This window comes from Gluconacetobacter diazotrophicus PA1 5 (assembly GCF_000067045.1).
Lineage (GTDB): Bacteria > Pseudomonadota > Alphaproteobacteria > Acetobacterales > Acetobacteraceae > Gluconacetobacter > Gluconacetobacter diazotrophicus.
Genome location: NC_010125.1, coordinates 477,673 through 493,432 on the forward strand (window position 1 = coordinate 477,673; position 15,760 = coordinate 493,432).

Here is a 15,760-nt window from a genome sequence, read left to right on the forward strand (position 1 = left end):
CGGCCCAGCCCCCGGCCTTTCGTCCCAGAAGTTTGGAAATAAAATTGAAGAATCGGAAACCGGACGACCGCGATGGCGGGTTCACGCTGCTGGAACTGCTGGTGGTCATCGCCATTCTCGGCCTGCTGATCGGCCTGGTCGCGCCCGCGGCCCTGCGGCAGCTCGGCGGGGCGAAGAATTCCGTCGCCCATCAGTCGATCCAGCGCCTGGGCCAGGTCCTGGATCTCTATCGCCTGGATGTCGGGCAGTATCCCAGCACGGAGGAAGGGCTGCAGGCGCTCGTCACCCGTCCGGCAGGGGTGGATAACTGGAACGGCCCGTACGTGAAGGATAACGGCCCGCCGCTGGACCCGTGGCGCCATGCCTACGTCTATCGCAACCCGTCCGAACGCGCGGGGCATGATTACGATCTCTGCTCGGCCGGTTCCGGCGGCAACGCCGCCAGCACGGCGACACAGATCTGCAATCCCTGATCGTGGCGTCCATGCTGCATCTACCCGTCCTTCCCCTGCTCCTGTCCCCCTTCATCGGCTCTTTCCTGGGGGTGCTGGCCGCGCGCCTGCCCCGCAGGCTGCCGGTGGCGCTGGCCCGGTCGGCCTGCCCGCGCTGCGGGGCCGTGCTGCGCCCGCGCGAACTGGTGCCCGTCGTCAGCTATCTGGTGCAGAAGGGACGGTGCCGGTCCTGCGGCGGCGCCATTTCGGCCGGGCATCCCGCCATGGAAGTGGCGGCGCTGCTGGTCGCGGGCCTGGTCCTGCTGGCCGCCGGTCCGTTGCGCGCCGGCACGCCGGCCCCGTTGCTGGTGGTCTGGAGCGGCTGCCTGTTCGGGTGGTGGCTGCTGGTGCTGGCCGCGATCGACCTGAAAAGCTTCCGCCTGCCCGACACGCTGACAGTGCCGTTGATCGCGGCCGGGCTGGGGCTGGCGGCCCTGGGGGGTGCCGCGCCGGTGCTGTGGCACGCCCTGGCGGCGGCGGCGGGGTACGGCGTCTTTCGCGGGATTTCGCTTCTGTATCGCCGGGCGCGCGGCCATGATGGGCTCGGCGGGGGCGATGCCAAGCTGCTGGCCGCCGGGGGGGCGTGGCTCGGTCCCGAATCCCTGCCGCATGTCGTCTTCCTGGGGGCCGTGTTGACGCTGTGCGCGGTCGCGATCGCCCGGCGTGGTGATGTGAATCGCACGCTGATGGTCCCGTTCGGGCCGGGACTGGCGCTGGCGATGTGGGGAATCTGGCTGTGGCAGGCCAGCCTGCTCCGGCCGGACTGGCTGCCCGCATGACCCTCAGGAATGGCGGGGCATCATGATGGACGCGGGATTGGACGCTGACTCGCCGATCGACGCACTGGCGCGTTTGCTGGTCGAGCGGGACCGGTGCGACCCGCGCGCCATCGACCGCGCGCGCCGCGCGGCGGACCAGAATGGCGGGCGCCTGGACCGGATTCTGCTGCAACTGGGGCTGGTGTCGGAACGCGACATGGCCTTGAGCTACGCGGAATTCCTGGACATGCCCCTGGCGTCCGCTGATCTCTACCCCCGGGAACCCGTCCTGACGCAGTATCTCGGCGCCCGCTTCCTGCGTGACATCCATGCGGTGCCGCTGGGCGTGGACGACGGGACGGTCACGCTCGCCCTGCGCGATCCGCTGGACGGCTTCGCCGCCTCGTCGATCGCGGCGGCCACGGGGCTGCGCGTGTCCTGCCGGGTGGCCGTGCCGATCGAACTGGAAGCCGCCCTCGACCGCCTGTACCCGTCCGGGGGCGATGACGGCGTCCAGCCCGACGAGGACACGGCACCGCTGGAAGACGATGCCGAGCGGCTGAAGGACCTGGCGTCCGAGGCCCCGGTGATCCGCCTGGTCAACCAGATCGTCAGCCGCGCCGTGGAAACCCATGCCTCGGACATTCATATCGAACCGTTCGAGGACCGGCTGCGCGTGCGCTATCGCTATGACGGCGTGCTGCACGAGGTCGAAAGTCCCCCCGCGCACCTGATCCCGGCGATCATTTCGCGCATCAAGATCATGGCCCGGCTGGACATCGCGGAACGGCGCCTGCCGCAGGACGGCCGGATCAAGCTGGCCGTGCGCGGGCACGACATCGATTTTCGCGTCTCCACGATCCCCTCGCTGCATGGCGAGACGGTGGTGCTGCGCGTGCTGGACCGTTCCAGCGTGCGGTTCGACTACGCGACGCTGGGCCTGCCGCCGGCCATCGTCGCACGCCTGCGCGGCCTGCTGGCGCTGCCGAACGGCATCGTGCTGGTGACCGGGCCGACCGGGTCGGGCAAGACGACCACGCTCTATACCGGGCTGGCGGACCTGAACGCGGTGACGCGCAAGGTGGTGACGATCGAGGACCCGATCGAATACCAGCTTGGCGGCATCAACCAGGTGCAGGTCCGGCCGCAGATCGGACTGACCTTCGCCGCCCTGCTGCGCGCGATCCTGCGCCAGGACCCCGACGTCATCATGGTCGGTGAAATCCGCGACATCGAAACCGCCCAGATCGCGGTGCAGGCCGCCCTGACCGGCCACCTGGTGCTCTCGACCCTGCATACCAACTCCGCCGCCGCCGCCATCATCCGCCTGCGCGACATGGGGGTGGAGGATTACCTGCTGACGGCCGTGCTGCGCGGCGTGGTGGCGCAGCGGCTGGTCCGGCGGCTGTGCGGCCAGTGCCGGACGCCCTACACCCCGCCCCGGGAACTGGTCGATCGCTTCGACCTGGAAACGCTCGCAGGCGGCGGGCCCGTCACGCTGTTCCATCCCGTGGGTTGCGCCGCCTGCCGGAACACCGGCTATAGCGGCCGGCAGGCCATCGCCGAGCTTCTGGAACCGGACGAGGCGGTGGAACGCCTGATCTTCGCGCGCAGCGACCACCTGGCGATCGAACGCGCGGCGGTCGAGGCCGGAATGGTCCCGATGTTCACCTCCGGCCTGGTCGCGGCCCTGAAGGGCGAGACGACGATCGAGGAAGTGACCCGCAGCGTCCGGGCGGGAACGTGACGGATGGCTGAATTCAGCTTCACCGCCGTCGATGCGCAGGGTGCCCTGGTCCGCGGCACGCTGGAGGGCGAAACGGCGGAAGCCGTCGTGGCCGCCCTGCGGCGGCGGGGGCATATTCCCATGCAGGTCGGCGCCCCCGGCCGGTGGACGCGGACGGTGGCATCGGGGCTGGGCGGCCTGGGCGGCTTGCGCCGCCGCGACCTGCGCCGGGGCGAACTGGCGGCGCTGACGCGGGAACTGGCCGTCATGCTGGGCGCCGGGCAGGATATCGACCGGGCGCTGCGCTTCCTGGTCGAAAGCGTGCCGGGCGCGCGGGCGCGCGCCGTGCTGGGCGGCGTTCGGGACCGGGTGCGCGACGGCCAGACCCTGCACGCGGCGATGGCGCGCTATCCGGGAAGTTTCCCCCGGCTCTATATCGGCATGGTCCGCGCGGCCGAGGCCGGCGGCGACCTGGCGCCGACCATGGACCGGCTGGCGACGCTGCTGGAACGGGAACGCGCGCTGGCCGCCACCGTGCAGTCGGCCATGATCTATCCCTGCATCCTGACGCTCGCGGCCTGCGGGTCCATCGTCCTGCTGCTGACCGAGGTCCTGCCGCAATTCACGCCCCTGTTCGCGCAGAACGGCGCGGAACTGCCGGCCTCGACCCGTCTGATGATCCGGGCCGGCGAACTGCTGGGCCGCTACGGCCTGCTGATCCCGCTGGTCCTGCTGGCGCTGGCCGTGCTGGCGCGCGCCGTCCTGCGGTATCCCGGCGCCAGGCTGCGCCTGGATACGGGGCTGCTGGCCCTGCCGGTCGCGGGCCGCCTGCTGCGCGAGGTCCTGGCGGCGCGCTTCACCCGCATCCTGGGCACGCTGCTGGAAAACGGGGTGCCGATCCTGGGGGCGCTGTCGATCGTGCGCGACGCCATCGGCAACCGCGCGGTGGCGCGGGCCGTCGACGCGGCCACCCAGGCCGCCAAGGGCGGGCGCGGCCTGTCCGCGGCGCTGGAGGCCGCGTCGATCTTCCCCCGCCGCACCGTGCACCTGCTGCGCCTGGGCGAGGAAACGGCCCGGCTGGGGCCGATGGCGCTGCGGGCCGCCGACATCCATGAGGAACAGGTGCGCATCGCCACCCAGCGCCTGGTCGCGCTTCTGGTGCCGGCCATCACCATCATCATGGGGCTGCTGGTGGCCGGGATCGTGTCGTCCCTGCTCCTTGCCATGCTGAGCCTGAACGACCTTGCGAAATAGCCCCCCGGATTCCGGCTTCACCCTGATCGAAATGATCGTGGTCGTCCTGATCCTCGGACTGATCGGGACGGTGCTGCTGACGCGCGGGCCGCTGCATTCCATCACGCTCGATCTGCGCGGGGCGGGGCAGCAGCTGGCGTCCGCGATGCGCCAGACGCGCATGCGGGCCATCGCGTCCGGCACGGCCGCCTTCTTCACGATCGATCCCGCCCGGGGGGATTACGGGGCGGTTCCCGGCACGCGCCAGGCCCTGCCGAACGGGGTGGCGCTGGCCGGCGGCAGTACGACGCGGGTGGTCTTCTACCCCGACGGCAGCGCCTCCGTCGCGCGCATCGGCCTGGTCGAACGGGGGCGGCAGGTCACGCTGCGCACCAGCTGGCTGACCGGCGCGGTCACCGTGGACGGACCATGAGCCCGAGACACGCCCGCGAACGCGGTTTCACCCTGATCGAGGTCCTGGTCGCCTTCGTCATCGTCATGCTGGCGCTGGGCGTGGTGTACGAGGGAATAGCAGGCGGGATCGAGGCGACCCGGATCACCAACCGGACCGAGGAAGCCCTCTCGCGGGCGCAGTCGCACCTGGCCGCCGTGGGGCACGGCATGCGCATCGCCCCCGGGACGCAGGCGGGCGACGACGGCAGTCTCTTCCACTGGCAGGTCCATATCGTGCCCGAACAGTCCGGCCATCGGGGCCAGGGGGTCATCGTGCTGTACCGGGTGGAGGTCAGCGAATCCTGGCCCGATATCGCGGCCCAGGGCGGCCGCCGGACGGTCGTGCTGCGGACGCAACGCCTGGGCGGGGCGGCGGAATGAGCGCCGGACGGTCCTCCGGGCAGCAGGGCTTCACGCTGGTCGAGATCCTGGTCGCCCTGGTCGTCTTTTCCCTGGTGCTTCTGGCGCTGGAACGCGGGTTCCAGGCGGCCACGCTGGTGTTCGAGCGCCAGCGCGGCCTGCTGGCGGCGCAGGCGGAACTGGGGGCGGTCGACCGGTTCCTGCGCGCGCTGGTGCAGTATGCGGATGCCGGCGGCGCACGGACCGGGCCGGTCTTCGTCGGGCGTGCCCACGGGTTCGTGCTGCGCGGCCCGTTGCCCCAGGCGCTCGGCGTTCCCGGGGGCACCGAGCACCTGGGGCAACGGGCCGATTTCCGCCTGTCGGTGGATGGCGGCCACCGGCTGGTCCTGGCCTGGGTACCCTATCGCCACGTGACCGAAACAACGCCTCCGCCCCGGCAGGAGGTCCTTCTGACCGGTGTTCAGGACATCGGCTGTGATTATTATTCCGCCGGGCACTGGGACAGTGGCTGGTACGGGAACGGCCTGCCGGTACTGGTGCGGATTCGTATCGTCTTTCCCGCTGGCGACCGCCGCCGCTGGCCCGATATCGTCGCCGCCCCGGTGACGGAACCCGCGCCCGGGTGAAGAATTTGGTTCAACCCCCCAGAGGACAGGCCAGCACAGTGCCATTGCCCCCCAGATCGCCCGCGTGCGCCCCATGATCATGCGCGACCTGTTCGCATGGTGGTGGCGTCAGGTCCGGGAGATGATTCCGGGCTGGCACCGCCTGTCGCGATCCGCCCGGTCCGTCCTGGTCGTCGAATGGGCGGCCGGGAGGCTGGATCTTTCGCTGCGCAAGGGGGATCGGCAGAACCCCGTCGCCACCTGCGCGATGCGGGACGGCGCGGCCGATGAGGCGGCCATCGGGGCCTGCCGGACAAGCGTGGCCGCGACATGGGCGCGCGACAGGCCGGGCGCCACGGTGCTGCTGCTGCCGCCCGGCATGATGATGCGGCGCGACGTGACGCTGCCGGCGGCGGCCGAGGCGGCGCTCGATAGCGTGCTGGCGTACGAAATGGACCGGCTGACGCCTTTCCCCGCCGACCGGATCGTCTATGCGTACGACGTCCTGCGCCGGGATGCGGACCTGAAGCAGGTGCAGGTCCGGCTGACGATCGTGCCCAGGGCCTCGGTCGCGCCCGTGCTGGGGCTGCTGGACCGGATCGGCCTGCAACCGGACCTGCTGCGCGACGGCCCGCAGGGGGCCGGCATCCCGCTCGATGCCGGTCGCGCCCGCCAGGCGGGGCGGCGCCGGACCCGGCTTGCGGCCGCCTGCGCCGCCGTCCTCCTGCCGCTGGCCGTGGTCGGGGCGGGCTTCTGGCGGCAATCGGTGGAGCAGGATCGTCTCGCGGCCCGGATCGCGACCCTGCGCCCGGCGGCGGACCAGGCCGCCACCCTCCGCCGTCGGATCGAGGACAGTTCGGCCGGAAACGACATCGTCGCCGCCCAGCGGGCCCGGCTGGGCGACCCGATGGAGGTCCTGGCGGCCACGACGCGGCTCCTGCCCGACGATACGGTCCTGACCGACCTGATCCTGCGCCAGGGACAGTTGATCATCAGCGGCCAGTCCGCCACCGCCACCGGCCTGATCGAAACCCTCAGCAAGGACCCCGTCTTCCGCAATCCGGTCTTCGTCGCCCCCGTGACGCGTGTCGAAGGGCAGAATGCCAGCCTGTTTTCCATCCGTGCCGACGTGGGGCGCTGACCATGCCGATCATGAACTCCAGGCCCCGCTCGCTGCATGCCCTGGTCCGGGCGCTGCCGGAAGGACGCGCGGGCCACCTGGCCGCGCTGGGCCTGCTGGTGGCCGCCCTGCTGGCGGCGTGGCTGCTGGTGGTGGCGCCGCTGCTGGATGCCTATGTCCAGCGGGCCCAGGGCCTGGCCCTGCAACGCCAGGCCGTGACGCGGATGGACCGCCTGGCGGCCGCGCTGCCGGCCCTGCGGCAATCCGCCTCGGCCTCGGCGCCCCGGCCCGCGCTGCTGATCGGCGGCGCGACCGACGCCATCGCCAGCGCGAACCTGCAGGACCTGCTGCAGCAGGCCGCGTCCGCGAACGGGGCCACCCTCTCCACCGCCGAAAACGTCCCGGCCGCGATGGTCGGCCGTTACCAGCGGATCGGGCTGCATATCGTCGTCGCGGCGTCGTACCGGAACCTGGTCCGGCTGATCGCGACACTGGAACGTTCATCGCCGGCGGTCGTTATCGACGGGCTGCATATTCATAAATCGGACAACGAGGACGCGGCGGCCAACATGATGGAATGCGACATGTCCGTGTACGCGTTCCGCCGGAACGAAAACAGGCCGACTCCTCCTCCATCCCCGGAAACACAACCATGACCCGGCCGGTCGGCCGGGACCGGGTCCTGGCATGGTCCGCCGGATTCATGCTGTGCGTGGGGCCGTTTTTCATCCCCCATGCCGGCGCGGCACCCCCGCCGGACGCGGCACGAATCGACGCGTGGCAGCAGGTCATCCTGGCCCGCCCGCTGTTCAGCCATTCCCGCCGTCCCGACGCCACGCCGGACCAGTCCGCGCCCCGGCCCCGGCTGGCCGGCATCGTCGTCAGCGGCGGGCGCAGGCGCGCCATCTTCATGACGCGGGAAGACGGTCCCGGCCAGGTCGTCGATGCCGGCACGACCGTCGGCCCGTGGCAGGTCGTCGCGATCGGCGCAGGCACCGTGCGCGTCCGGGGCGCGGACGGCGAGCAGACCCTGCGGCCGGACCGCGACCGCAGCGCCGATACACCGGCACCGGGCGACGCATCCTCCATCGACAACAGTTCCGGCCTTCCCCGGACAGAAGAACGGATTCCAGGCAACACGCAATGAACAGTGACACGACTTCCCGTCGCGGCATGACCTCCCGCCGTGCGCAGACCGCCTGGACCGGCATCGCCTTGTGTTTTTCGATCGCGGGATGCAGCCCCGACAAGCCGCCGCATGTCTCGCCGCTGGGCGGTCCCCTGCCGCTGGGCGGCACGGCGCCCGACCTGATGGGTGGCCGGATCGAGGGCACGGACCAGGTCGGGCCGGCGCAATACAGCTACGGCCGCGGCGCGCTGCCGCTGATCCGGGGCCAGGGCCGCCCGTACCAGGGCGGGGGCGACATCGCGCTGAATTTCGCCGATACCGATGTCCGTGACGCCGTCTCGCAGATCATGACGGACATCCTGCACGTGAATTACGCGATCGACCCGGCGGTGCACGGGCGCGTGACGCTGCATACGTCCCAGCCCCTGACCGCCGGGCAGCTTCTGCCCGCCCTGCAGATCATCCTGGCCCAGGTGCACGCCGTCCTGATCCAGGCCGACGGGCTGTACCGCATCGTGCCGGCCCAGGCCGATTCGGCAAATCCCCAGTCCAGCGCGGCAGGGATCGCGGAAAACGCGTCGCTGGGCGGCAGCGTCATGGTGCCGCTGCGCTACGCCGATGCCGCAAACCTGGCCAAGGCACTGCAACCGTTCCTGCAGGGCGGCGCCCGCGTCACTCCGGTGGACAGCGCGAACGCCGTGATCGTCAGCGGCGAGCCGTCCGCGCGCAATACGCTGGTCGATGTCATCCATGCCTTCGACGTGGACTGGCTCAGCAGCCAGTCCTATGCCCTCCTGCCGGTGGAATCGGGAAATGCCAGGGATATGGCAACGGCGTTGCAAAGTGCCCTGCATGGCGGCAACCTGGTGCAGGTCCTGCCGCTGGCGCGGGTCAATGCCGTGCTGGTCGTCGCGCGCAGCGCGCGGCAGATCGACGATGCACGGCGCCTCTTTGCGCTGATCGAACGCAATCGGCGCGCGACCATGCGGTCGTGGCATGTGTTCTACGTGCAGAATTCCAGCGTGAACGACGTGACCTATACATTGCAGCAGGCCTTCACGCCGGGCGACGTGACGGCCACGCCGCCCGAAACCACGTCCGGCACGGCCTCGCAACTGGGCCAGTCCGGCTTCACCGGCACCATGGCCAACGCCATGGGCGGCGGCGGGCTGGGCGGCAGCGCGGGCACGGGGAACACCACGGGCCTGATGGGCGGCAGCCAGCAGGGCGGGGTCCAGGCCACCGCCGGCCAGGCACCGACCGGCCAGGCGGGCGGGGGGCCGGCGGCATTCGCCAATCCCCTGCTGGGCGGCCTGGACAACACTGCCAGCGCCGAAGGCCGCCCGCAGGCGATGCGGATCATTTCCAATTCCCAGCATAACGCGATCCTGGTCTACGGGACGGACCAGGAAAGCGACACGGTCGAACAGATGCTGCGCCGGATCGACGTCATGCCGCTGCAGGTCCGCATCGATGCCGTCATCGCCGAGGTGCAGCTGAACGACGCGCTGCAGTACGGCACGCAGTTCTTCTTCAAATCCGGCGGCATCAACGGCGTGCTCAGCACCAACAGCCAGACGATCACCACCGGCACCCTGGCCACCGCCGCCTTCAGCCATACGCTGCCCGGCTTCATCATCGGGGGCGCCAGCGGCGGCGGCGCGCCCTTCGCCATCGACGCGCTGCAGAACGTCACCACCGTCCACGTCCTGTCCTCGCCGCAACTGATGGTCCAGGACAACCGGGCGGCCCGGCTGCAGGTCGGGCAACTGGTGCCGGTCCAGATCGGCTCGCAATCCAGCACCATCGGCACGTCGATCTACAACCAGTTCACCTATCAGCCGACCGGCGTGATCATGCAGGTGACGCCCCATGTCAGCGAGGGCGGGCTGGTCACGCTGGACGTGTCGCAGGAGGTCAGTTCCGTCAGCCCGACCGCCGCCAGCACGGCCAACGCGGCGTCCAATCCCACCTTCAACGACCGTTCGGTCAGTTCCCGCGTCGTGGTCCAGGACGGGCAGACGGTGGGGCTGGCCGGCCTGATCACCGACAGTTCCAGCCGCATCAACAGCGGCATCCCGTGGCTGAAGAACATCCCGGTCCTGGGCGTCCTGGCAGGGAACCAGAACAACAACCGCCAGCGGACGGAATTGCTGATCCTGATGACGCCGCACGTCATCCATGACCAGCGCGACGCGGTCGACCTGATGGAGGATCTGCGCGACACCCATCCCAACGCGGCGAACGTCCCCGACGAATTGCGGGTCATGCGCATGACCGGCAGCGCCGACCCCCAGCAGCGCCTGCGCGAAAAGGTCGGGCTGGGACCGTGACCCGCGAAGGTCGTCGGGATCGGGGCTTCGCCCTGCTGATCGTGCTGTGGACGCTGGTCCTGCTGTCGTTCCTGGCCTCCGTCATCGTCACCTCGGCCGGCCAGCAGCTTCGTACCGTCGCCGCCCTGCGGCGCGCGACCCAGATACAGGCGATGGCGGATGGCGCGGTGTGGGAAGGCGCGTTCCACGCCCTGGACCGGTCCGCCGGGCACTGGGCCGCCGACGGGCGCGACCATGTGCGGCGCGGGGGGGGCATGGCGGTGCGCATCCGCCTGACCAGCGAAGCCGGGCTGGTCAATCCCAATTCCCCGTCCCGTCCGCTGCTGGCCGCGCTGTTGCAGGCCTGCGGCGCGCAGAAACAGCAGGCCGGGACGATCGCCGCCAACATCGCGGACTGGCGCGGCAGCGCCGCCCAGGGCGTGACCCCCCGCACCCGGGCGCTCTATCTCGCGGCCGGGCTGCCTTACACACCCCCGGGCGATCCGTTCCGCAGCGTCGCGGAAGTGGGGCTGGTGCTGGGCATGACGCCGGCATTGTGGCTGGCGGTCCAGCCGCATCTGTCGGTGACGCAGCCCAACGACCCGGACATCGCGATGGCCGATCCCGTGGTGCGCCAGGCCCTCCGCCAGGCCGGGTCGGTCGTCCCGAACGCCCTCGAGGGAAGCCGGTCCGTGACCGTCATCGTCGACGTGGCGGTCGACGATGGCGAAGGGACCCACGCCTCACGCCACGCCGTTATCCTGCTGGCGCCGGACGTGCAGGGCGGCGTGGACGACATGACGCGGATTCTCATGATTCACGCGTGAAGACTGGCCGGCCGCGCCACGGGACCGTGGCCGGACCCGGCCCTTGCCTTCAGTGCTTGATGGTGGACGCGCGATAGATCTTGTCGATCGCCGTCGCCAGCGTCGCATCGAACTCGGCATCGGTCATCGAAACCTTCAGGTCCCCCAGCAGCGCGCGCGAGAAGCTGGCGATCATGCCATGGTTGGCGGACAGCCGTTCGCATGCCTCGTCCAGCGGATAGCCGCCGGACAGCGCCACGACGCGCTGCACCCGCTTGTGCTTCATCAGGTCCAGATAGAAATCCGGTTTTTCCGGGATCGTCAGCTTCAGCATGACCTGATAATCGCCGGGCAGCGCATCCAGCCCCTTGGCCAGTTCATCCCGCAGGATCGCTTCCGCCTTGGCCTTGTCGGGGCTCTTGATCAGGACTTCCGGCTCCAGGATCGGCACCAGGCCGTGGGCCGCGACCTGGCGGGCGATGTCGAACTGCTGCGATGCGATGGCGGCGATGGCTTCGGGATTCGCCAGGTTGACGACCGACCGCTCCTTGGTGCCGTACACGCCCAGCTTCACGGCGCGGGCCAGCAGGTCGTCCAGGCCCGGAATGGGCTTCATCAGGCTGACGCCGTTCGCCTCGGGCTCCAGCCCCTTGTCGATCTTCAGGAAGGGCACGACGCCCCGGTCCTGCCACAGATAGCTGGGGACGGGCTTGCCCTCCACCAGGCCGTCCATCGTGCGCTCGAACAGGATGGCGGCAATGATCTTGTCCCCAGTAAAGGACGGGGCCGTGATGATGCGCACGCGCATCTCGTGCATCAGCGTGAACATCTCCTCGTCGCCGCTATAGGCGCTGTCGGGGATGCCGTAATGGCGCAGCGCGCCGGGGGTCGATCCGCCGCTCTGGTCCAATGCAGCGAGAAATCCAGGCTTTTCAGAAAGTTGCGCCCTCATGCGATCAATTGACATGATTTTTTGTCCTCCCCAGAGTGCGAGCGGCATGATCGGGCGTCAGGTCCAGAACTTCAATCCTGAAACTGTTTCCAGGCGACCATCCGGTCCCGGAGAGTGATGACTTTGCCGTCAGCGGTAAAGGTCCCGTTGCCCTTGTGGTGCGGGACCGGGGTCCAGGCGTCACCGGCTGGCCGGCGCGTCCTCGTCCAGGCGGCGAAGATAATCCGCCAGGACGACGGCTTCGTTATGATCCGGGTCGTGGGCGGCGTACACCAATGTCACCGGGCCCTGCCGGCCCAGCCGCTCCACCTGTTCGACCGCGGCCGGATTGGCCTTCAGTTCCGCGCGATAACGCCGCTGGAACTCCGTCCAGCGTTCCGGGTCATGGCCGAACCATAGGCGCAGTTCCGTCGATGGCGCGATGTCCTTCAGCCACAGCGTCAGGGCCGCCCGCGCCTTGCTCATCCCGCGCGGCCACAGCCGGTCCACCAGGACGCGCGCGCCTTCCGCTGGCTCCGGCGGATCATAGATCCGCCGGACACGTATGGCTGGGCGTGTCACATCACCAATGCCCCGTCATGCGCCGAACCGAAGAATTCATGGCGCACCCGTCCGGCCGGCACGCCGGCCGCCTTCAGGGTGGAAACGGCATCGCGCATGAAACCGTCGGGGCCGCAGACGTAATAGGTGGCATCCGCCGCCAGGTTCGCACGCAGCCAGTCCATCGTCATACGCCCGGTATGGTGCGCGGTTCCGGCGTCCTCCCCGTCCGCCGGCGCCCGGCGGCTGTAGAACACGTCGCCGCGAATCCGCCCCTCCGCCGCCAGCCGCCGGACGTGCCGTCCGAATGCCTCGGTGTCCGGTGTGCGCGTGGCATGGATATAATGGATGGACGGGGCGTCCGCCCGGGCTGCCAGCGCGTCCAGCATCGAGATCATGGGCGTCAGCCCCACCCCGGCGCTCAGCAGCACGATGGCGGGCGGCAGGGGATCGGCCAGCGTGAAATCGCCGGCGGGGGCGGACACCTGCAGGACCGTGCCCTCGCGCACGTCGTCATGCAGCCAGCCGGACACCGCGCCGCCCGGAATCCGCCGGACGCTGATCCGGTAGGACCCGTCATCCGGTTTCGACGAAATGCTATAGTTGCGCCGTTGCGACCCCAGGCCCGGCACGTCCAGCCGGAAGCTGAGATATTGTCCGGGGCGGTGGCGCATCACCGGCGCCCCATCGACCGGCACCAGTTCGAACGACGTCACGGTCTCGCTCTCGCGCGTGCGTCGGCGCACGGTGAAGGGGCGCCACCCCGTCCAGCCGCCCGGCGCCGCCGCATGGGCGTCATAGATCTGCGCCTCGCGCCCGATCAGGATGTCGGCCAGGAACCAGTAGGCCTTGCCCCATGCGTCCAGGATCTCGGGCGTGGCGGCGTCGCCCAGCACGTGCGCGATCGCACCCAGCAGGGCCTCGGCCACGAACGGGTAATGCTCCGCCCGGATATTCAGTCCGACATGCTTTTCGGCAATCCGTTCGACCATGCCGCCCAGCGCGCCCGGATTGTCGATGTTGCGCGCATAGGCCAGCACCGCCAGGGCCAGCGCCGTGGGCTGCTCGCCATCCTTCTGGTGCGACAGGTTGAACAGGTCGCGGATCTCGGGGTTGGCCAGCAGGCGCCGGTACATTTCGGTCGTGATCGCCAGTCCATGCGCTTCCAGCGCCGGCACGCAGGCGGAAACGATGGCGCGGGTCTTGTCGTCCAGGGGGGAAGCCATCATGCGCTCCAAAGATGTAAAAACGATGCATCTTTTGCGCCGCTGGATAAAGATGTCAATTATGGATATCTTTTAGCGATGCGCCTGACCCTGCATACCGACTATGCCCTCAGAACATTGATCTATCTGGGCACCCGCACGGACCGCCTGGTATCGATCCACGAGATCGCGCAGGCCTACGGCATTTCGGAAAATCACCTGATGAAGATCATCCACCGCCTGGGTCGCGGCGGGTTCATCGAAACCGTGCGCGGGCGCGGCGGCGGGCTGCGGCTGGCCCGCGCCGCGGACGCGATCCGCATCGGCGACGTGGTCCGCTACACCGAAGAGGACATGGCCCTGGTCGGCTGCATGCAGGGCGACGACCCGTCGGCCCCCGATGCACGCCCCTGCGTCCTGGCCGATGCCTGCCGCCTGAAGGGCGTGCTGGGCGAGGCCCTGGGCGCCTTCACCGCGGTGCTGGACCGCTACACGCTGGCCGACATGATCACGGAGCGCACGCGCGGCGTCCTGTCCTGACCGACGCTCCATTCCACGTCGCTTCGCGTCGCGGGCGCGTCGACGCCCAGCAGCGCGTACCATCGCGCCAGAACGATTGGCAGAGCGAACACCTCCGCCCGCTTCCGCGCGCCGACCGAGAGACGTGCGCGCCGAACGGGGTCCGTCATCAGTGCGCGCAATGCTCCGGCCAGTCCGGCGACATCGCCCTGCGGCACGAGCACCCCGCTTTCACCGTCGATGATGATCTCGGACGGCCCGGTCTCGCAGTTGAAAGCGACAGCGGGGACGCCGGCGGCCGCGGCTTCCAGCAGCACCATGGGAAATCCTTCGAACCGCGATGCGCAGCAATAGAGGGCGGCCCTGGCATAATACGTCTCGATCGCCACGGTGGCGGGGGCCAGTTCGATGCGCTCTCCCAATTCCGCGTCCGCGATCTGGCGTTCGAGGACCCCGCGCAGCGGCCCGTCGCCGACGATGGCCAGCCGCCAGGCCGCCAGCGCGGGATCGCGCGCGAGAAGCCGCCATGCCTCGATCAGCCGGTCGTATCCCTTTTGCGGCACAAGACGGCCGACCGCGAGGACCACGCGCGATTCGACCGGATAGGCCGTGCGCCACACAGGCGGCGCCGCATTGGAAATCGCGGTGAGATGCGCGCGCATCCCCGTCCCGATTCCCATACGCCACATGGTTATGTCGCGTTGGGTCAGCGTCACCACGTCATCCGCCCAGCGCCCCGCGACGCGGCGTCCCCAGCGCCGTGGGCGTCGTCCGAGATCGACGCCGAAATTGAAATGCTCCCACACCACGCACCGTACGCCAGTGCCCGCCAGGGCAGGGATCGCATAGAGCGCATGGGTGGATTCCACGACGATCAGCACGTCGATCGCATGCATGCGGACATAGGCGCGCAACCGGTGCACGAGACGCGGCCATGCGCCGAGGACCGAGATCTTGCGCGCGCTCAGCGCCGCGCGTCGAATCGAGGGATCAAACGGGAACGGCGCCGGCCCGACGGGAAAGACTTCCAGTAGATGGATGGCCTCGAAGCCGCCCCGTTCGGCCAGTCCCGTCATGACCTGACAGGCGGCGCGCTCCGTCCCGCCCAGCGCGCCAATATGCTCGATCAGGAAGCAGCACCGTAACGCCTTCACCTTGCCTGGACCGTCTGATCGACGGTCCGGGGCTTCGGCGTCAGTCACTCCCCGATCCGGCTCTGGGCAAGACCGACGGTGCCGGGGCGGCGTCTCCGGGCCGTCCGGAAACCGCCCCCCAATGCGTCGAACGGCTCGTGTAATTCTGCTTTGAGGTCGTCGATGTGCATCCCCACGGGCTTCTGTGCCATAAGCGGGACTCCTTCAAACGCGCCTGGCGGCAACCGGGCGCTATCGTTGGTCCGACCGCGCATGTCTTTGACGGAGGGAATGCCATGAGAATGGCACATCCGATATGTTTCGCAATGGTAGAATCGCAGTTATTAGACCCAGTGCGGAAGTTTTCTGGGGATAAGTTCCGTAGACCTTTAAAATGAATGGCATTTCTGGGGACGTA

17 protein-coding genes are annotated in these 15,760 nt (G+C 69.4%); 13 read left to right on the plus strand and 4 right to left on the minus strand.

Annotation, left to right across the window (positions count from 1 at the left end; genetic code table 11):
• Positions 1–44: 44 nt before the first annotated feature.
• From gspG to GDI_RS02290, 12 genes are all read left to right on the plus strand, one after another.
• Positions 45–473 (plus strand): type II secretion system major pseudopilin GspG, encoded by a 429-nt coding sequence (gene gspG / locus GDI_RS02235; RefSeq protein ID WP_012553830.1) that lies wholly within the window; start codon positions 45–47, stop codon positions 471–473.
• An 11-nt stretch (positions 474–484) separates the two neighbouring features.
• Positions 485–1,270, plus strand: coding sequence for a prepilin peptidase (locus GDI_RS02240; RefSeq protein ID WP_012222910.1), 786 nt, complete (start codon positions 485–487; stop codon positions 1,268–1,270).
• A gap of 37 nt (positions 1,271–1,307) precedes the next feature.
• Positions 1,308–2,996 carry a GspE/PulE family protein gene (locus tag GDI_RS02245; RefSeq protein ID WP_231854191.1) on the plus strand — a complete coding sequence of 563 codons (1,689 nt, stop codon included), beginning with the start codon at positions 1,308–1,310 and terminating at the stop codon, positions 2,994–2,996.
• A 3-nt stretch (positions 2,997–2,999) separates the two neighbouring features.
• A complete protein-coding gene (locus tag GDI_RS02250; RefSeq protein WP_012222914.1) occupies positions 3,000–4,229 on the plus strand; it encodes a type II secretion system F family protein in 1,230 nt (409 codons plus the stop codon).
• Entirely contained in the window at positions 4,219–4,641 is a 423-nt protein-coding gene (locus GDI_RS02255; RefSeq protein WP_012222916.1) for a GspH/FimT family pseudopilin, read from the plus strand. The genes GDI_RS02250 and GDI_RS02255 overlap by 11 nt, the downstream gene beginning before the upstream one ends.
• On the plus strand, positions 4,638–5,042 hold the full coding sequence (locus GDI_RS02260) for a type II secretion system protein (protein WP_012222918.1): 405 nt from the start codon (positions 4,638–4,640) through the stop codon (positions 5,040–5,042). The genes GDI_RS02255 and GDI_RS02260 overlap by 4 nt, the downstream gene beginning before the upstream one ends.
• A complete protein-coding gene (locus GDI_RS02265) occupies positions 5,039–5,647 on the plus strand; it encodes a PulJ/GspJ family protein (RefSeq protein ID WP_012222920.1) in 609 nt (202 codons plus the stop codon). Before GDI_RS02260 ends, GDI_RS02265 begins: the two co-directional genes overlap by 4 nt.
• Before the next feature lie 73 nt (positions 5,648–5,720).
• Entirely contained in the window at positions 5,721–6,767 is a 1,047-nt protein-coding gene (locus GDI_RS02270; protein WP_012222922.1) for a PilN domain-containing protein, read from the plus strand.
• A gap of 11 nt (positions 6,768–6,778) precedes the next feature.
• Positions 6,779–7,402, plus strand: coding sequence for a type II secretion system protein GspM (gene gspM / locus GDI_RS02275; protein WP_231854192.1), 624 nt, complete (start codon positions 6,779–6,781; stop codon positions 7,400–7,402).
• Positions 7,399–7,893 (plus strand): hypothetical protein, encoded by a 495-nt coding sequence (locus GDI_RS02280; RefSeq protein ID WP_012222924.1) that lies wholly within the window; start codon positions 7,399–7,401, stop codon positions 7,891–7,893. The genes gspM and GDI_RS02280 overlap by 4 nt, the downstream gene beginning before the upstream one ends.
• The gene (gene gspD, locus GDI_RS02285; RefSeq protein ID WP_012222925.1) at positions 7,890–10,208 is read left to right on the plus strand and encodes a type II secretion system secretin GspD; all 2,319 of its coding nucleotides are present in this window, start codon (positions 7,890–7,892) and stop codon (positions 10,206–10,208) included. The genes GDI_RS02280 and gspD overlap by 4 nt, the downstream gene beginning before the upstream one ends.
• On the plus strand, positions 10,205–11,014 hold the full coding sequence (locus tag GDI_RS02290) for a type II secretion system minor pseudopilin (protein WP_012222926.1): 810 nt from the start codon (positions 10,205–10,207) through the stop codon (positions 11,012–11,014). The genes gspD and GDI_RS02290 overlap by 4 nt, the downstream gene beginning before the upstream one ends.
• 49 nt (positions 11,015–11,063) lie before the next feature.
• On the opposite strand, the gene GDI_RS02295 is transcribed toward GDI_RS02290, so the two are convergent.
• The 3 genes from GDI_RS02295 to hmpA all read right to left on the minus strand — a co-directional run bounded on the left by GDI_RS02295 (position 11,064) and on the right by hmpA (position 13,711).
• On the minus strand, positions 11,064–11,960 hold the full coding sequence (locus GDI_RS02295; RefSeq protein WP_012553826.1) for a fructose bisphosphate aldolase: 897 nt from the start codon (positions 11,958–11,960) through the stop codon (positions 11,064–11,066).
• 165 nt (positions 11,961–12,125) lie between these two features.
• Positions 12,126–12,506: a DUF488 domain-containing protein gene (locus tag GDI_RS02300; protein WP_012222928.1), complete on the minus strand. Its 381-nt coding sequence runs from the start codon at positions 12,504–12,506 to the stop codon at positions 12,126–12,128.
• Entirely contained in the window at positions 12,503–13,711 is a 1,209-nt protein-coding gene (gene hmpA, locus GDI_RS02305) for an NO-inducible flavohemoprotein (protein WP_041249638.1), read from the minus strand. Before hmpA ends, GDI_RS02300 begins: the two co-directional genes overlap by 4 nt.
• Before the next feature lie 78 nt (positions 13,712–13,789).
• On the opposite strand from hmpA, the gene GDI_RS02310 reads away from it, so the two are divergent.
• The gene (locus GDI_RS02310; RefSeq protein WP_012222930.1) at positions 13,790–14,230 is read left to right on the plus strand and encodes an Rrf2 family transcriptional regulator; all 441 of its coding nucleotides are present in this window, start codon (positions 13,790–13,792) and stop codon (positions 14,228–14,230) included.
• Here GDI_RS02310 and GDI_RS02315 read toward each other — a convergent pair.
• Positions 14,179–15,411 (minus strand): glycosyltransferase family 4 protein, encoded by a 1,233-nt coding sequence (locus GDI_RS02315; protein WP_012222931.1) that lies wholly within the window; start codon positions 15,409–15,411, stop codon positions 14,179–14,181. The genes GDI_RS02310 and GDI_RS02315 overlap by 52 nt on opposite strands.
• Positions 15,412–15,760: the final 349 nt, after the last annotated feature.

Bases quoted from the DNA above. Each gene is read 5' to 3' on its own strand.
- GDI_RS02240 (WP_012222910.1), top strand. From the start codon at position 485: ATGCTGCATCTACCCGTCCTTCCCCTGCTCCTGTCCCCCTTCATCGGC.
- GDI_RS02250 (WP_012222914.1), top strand. From the start codon at position 3,000: ATGGCTGAATTCAGCTTCACCGCCGTCGATGCGCAGGGTGCCCTGGTC.
- GDI_RS02260 (WP_012222918.1), top strand. From the start codon at position 4,638: ATGAGCCCGAGACACGCCCGCGAACGCGGTTTCACCCTGATCGAGGTC.
- GDI_RS02265 (WP_012222920.1), top strand. From the start codon at position 5,039: ATGAGCGCCGGACGGTCCTCCGGGCAGCAGGGCTTCACGCTGGTCGAG.
- GDI_RS02270 (WP_012222922.1), top strand. From the start codon at position 5,721: ATGATCATGCGCGACCTGTTCGCATGGTGGTGGCGTCAGGTCCGGGAG.
- gspM (WP_231854192.1), top strand. From the start codon at position 6,779: ATGAACTCCAGGCCCCGCTCGCTGCATGCCCTGGTCCGGGCGCTGCCG.
- GDI_RS02280 (WP_012222924.1), top strand. From the start codon at position 7,399: ATGACCCGGCCGGTCGGCCGGGACCGGGTCCTGGCATGGTCCGCCGGA.
- gspD (WP_012222925.1), top strand. From the start codon at position 7,890: ATGAACAGTGACACGACTTCCCGTCGCGGCATGACCTCCCGCCGTGCG.
- GDI_RS02295 (WP_012553826.1), bottom strand. From the start codon at position 11,960: ATGTCAATTGATCGCATGAGGGCGCAACTTTCTGAAAAGCCTGGATTT.
- hmpA (WP_041249638.1), bottom strand. From the start codon at position 13,711: ATGGCTTCCCCCCTGGACGACAAGACCCGCGCCATCGTTTCCGCCTGC.
- GDI_RS02310 (WP_012222930.1), top strand. From the start codon at position 13,790: ATGCGCCTGACCCTGCATACCGACTATGCCCTCAGAACATTGATCTAT.